This is a genomic window from Streptomyces sp. NPDC001027 (genome assembly GCF_040299045.1).
In the GTDB taxonomy this organism is placed as follows: Bacteria; Actinomycetota; Actinomycetes; order Streptomycetales; family Streptomycetaceae; genus Streptomyces.
On sequence record NZ_JBEPBI010000459.1, the window covers coordinates 1 to 2,984 of the forward strand.

A 2,984-nucleotide genomic window follows, 5' to 3' on the forward strand; every position below is an offset into this window, starting at 1 on the left:
AACACCACCAATACCCAACACCTTTTTTTTTTTGTGGGTGTCTTCTTTTCTTCGGGGGGGGAGCGGGGCGGGGGGGCCCGGCCGGGGCCCCCCCCCCCACCCCTCAGGTGTGCTCAGAGAGCGAGGCGCCGCCCGAGTGCGTCGTCGTCGCGCCTTGTTCGCTTCGCCGCCTCGCGTCGGCTCGTAGTCGACCAGACAGATGTCACCGCGTCCATCAGCCAGCTCGTCGCCTGCGCACCCGTCCCCGAACCCGGCGCCCTCGGTCCCGTCCCCTTCCTGGAACGCCTCGGCGTACTCGGCCTCCAGCTGATCGGCACGCAGCTCATGGAAGGATGGCGCAACCGACACATATCGAGGAGATGACCGCGTGCCTGGCACAAACCTGACTCGCGAAGAGGCGCAGCAGCGGGCGAAGCTGCTGACCGTTGACTCGTACGAGGTCGATCTCGACCTCTCCGGCGCGCGGGAGGGCGGCACCTACCGGTCCGTGACCACGGTGCGCTTCGACGTGGCCGAAAACCACGCCGCGTCCTTCATCGACCTGGTGGCCCCGGCCGTCCACGAGGTGACGCTCAACGGGGAGGAGCTGGCCCCGGAAGAGGTGTTCCAGGACTCCCGGATCGCGCTGCCGGGCCTGCTGGAGGGCCGTAACGTCCTGCGGGTCGTGGCGGACTGCGCGTACACCAACACCGGTGAGGGTCTGCACCGGTTCGTCGACCCGGTCGACGATCAGACCTACCTCTACACCCAGTTCGAGGTGCCGGACGCCCGTCGCGTGTTCGCGTCCTTCGAGCAGCCCGACCTCAAGGCGACCTTCCAGTTCACCGTGAAGGCGCCGACCGGCTGGACCGTCGTCTCCAACTCGCCGACGCCCGAACCCAAGGACGACGTCTGGGTCTTCGAGCCGACCCCGCGGATCTCCAGTTACATCACCGCGCTGATCGTCGGCCCGTACCACAGCGTCCACAGCGTGTACGAGAAGGACGGGCAGTCGGTGCCGCTCGGCATCTACTGCCGGCCCTCCCTCGCCGAGTTCCTCGACTCGGACGCGATCTTCGAGGTCACCCGGCAGGGCTTCGACTGGTTCCAGGAGAAGTTCGACTACGCGTACCCGTTCAAGAAGTACGACCAGCTGTTCGTGCCGGAGTTCAACGCGGGCGCGATGGAGAACGCGGGCGCGGTCACCATCCGCGACCAGTACGTGTTCCGGTCCAAGGTGACCGACGCGGCGTACGAGCTGCGCGCCGAGACGATCCTGCACGAGCTGGCCCACATGTGGTTCGGCGACCTGGTCACCATGGAGTGGTGGAACGACCTGTGGCTGAACGAGTCGTTCGCCACCTACACCTCGATCGCCTGCCAGGCGTACGCGCCGGACTCGCGCTGGCCGCACTCGTGGACCACGTTCGCCAACTCCATGAAGACCTGGGCCTACCGGCAGGACCAGCTGCCCTCGACGCACCCGATCATGGCCGAGATCGGCGACCTGGACGACGTCCTGGTCAACTTCGACGGCATCACCTACGCCAAGGGCGCGTCCGTCCTGAAGCAGCTCGTGGCGTACGTCGGCATGGACGAGTTCTTCGCGGGCGTGCAGGCCTACTTCAAGCGGCACGCCTTCGGCAACACCCGGCTGTCCGACCTGCTCGGCGCGCTGGAGGAGACCTCCGGCCGCGACCTCGCCACCTGGTCGCAGAAGTGGCTGCAGACGGCCGGCATCAACGTCCTGCGCCCCGAGATCGAGACCGACGCCGAGGGCGTCGTCACCTCGTTCGCCGTCCGGCAGGAGGCCCCGGCGCTCCCGGCCGGCGCGAAGGGCGAGCCGACCCTGCGCCCGCACCGGATCGCCGTCGGTCTGTACGACCTCGACGCCGACAGCGGCAAGCTGCTGCGCGACGAGCGCGTCGAGCTGGACATCGACGGCGAGTTGACGGCCGTGCCGCAGCTGGTCGGCAAGCGCCGTCCGGACGTCGTCCTGCTCAACGACGACGACCTGTCGTACGCGAAGGTCCGCCTGGACGAGCGCTCGCTCGCCTTCGTCACCGAGCACCTGGGCGACTTCGAGGCGTCCCTGCCGCGCGCGCTGTGCTGGGCCTCCGCCTGGGACATGACCCGGGACGCCGAGCTGCCCGCCCGCGACTACCTGTCCCTGGTGCTGTCCGGCATCGGCAAGGAGTCGGACATCGGCGTGGTCCAGTCGCTGCACCGTCAGGTCAAGCTCGCCGTCGACCTGTACGCCGACCCGACGGCCCGTGAGGCCCTGCTGACCCGCTGGACGGACGCCACGCTCGCCCACCTGCGGTCCGCCGCCGCCGGCAGCGACCACCAGCTGGCCTGGGCGCGCGCGTTCGCGGCCACCGCCCGCACGCCCGAGCAGCTGGACCTGCTGGACGCCCTGCTGGACGGTTCGCAGACGATCGAGGGCCTGGCCGTCGACACCGAGCTGCGCTGGGCCTTCGTGCAGCGGCTCGCGGCGGTCGGCCGCTTCGACGAGGCGGAGATCGCCGCCGAGTACGAGCGCGACCGCACGGCCGCCGGCGAGCGGCACGCGGCGAGCGCGCGGGCGGCGCGTCCGACGCCGGAGGCCAAGGCGGAGGCGTGGTCGCAGGTCGTCGAGGACGACAAACTGCCCAACGCCCTGCAGGAGGCGGTCATCGGCGGTTTCGTCCAGACCGACCAGCGTGAGCTGCTCGCGCCCTACACCGGCCGCTACTTCGAGGCCGTCAAGGGCGTCTGGGAGTCCCGTTCGCACGAGATCGCCCAGCAGATCGCGGTCGGCCTCTACCCGGCGGTCCAGGTCTCCCGGGAGACCCTGGACAGCACGGACGCCTGGCTGGCCTCGGCCGAGCCGAACGCGGCCCTGCGCCGCCTCGTCTCCGAGGCCCGCTCCGGCGTGGAGCGCGCGCTGAAGGCCCAGGCGGCCGACGCGCGGTAGCCGGCACAGCGGTATCGCGCCGCACGGCGAGCGCGTCGGCGCGAGGACG

Annotated in this window: 1 protein-coding gene; it reads left to right on the forward strand. The window is 70.1% G+C overall.

Annotated elements, in window-relative coordinates; genetic code table 11:
* Positions 1–367: 367 nt before the first annotated feature.
* On the forward strand, positions 368–2,935 hold the full coding sequence (gene pepN / locus ABT300_RS42675) for an aminopeptidase N (RefSeq protein ID WP_351688170.1): 2,568 nt from the start codon (positions 368–370) through the stop codon (positions 2,933–2,935).
* The last annotated feature ends 49 nt before the right edge of the window (positions 2,936–2,984 follow it).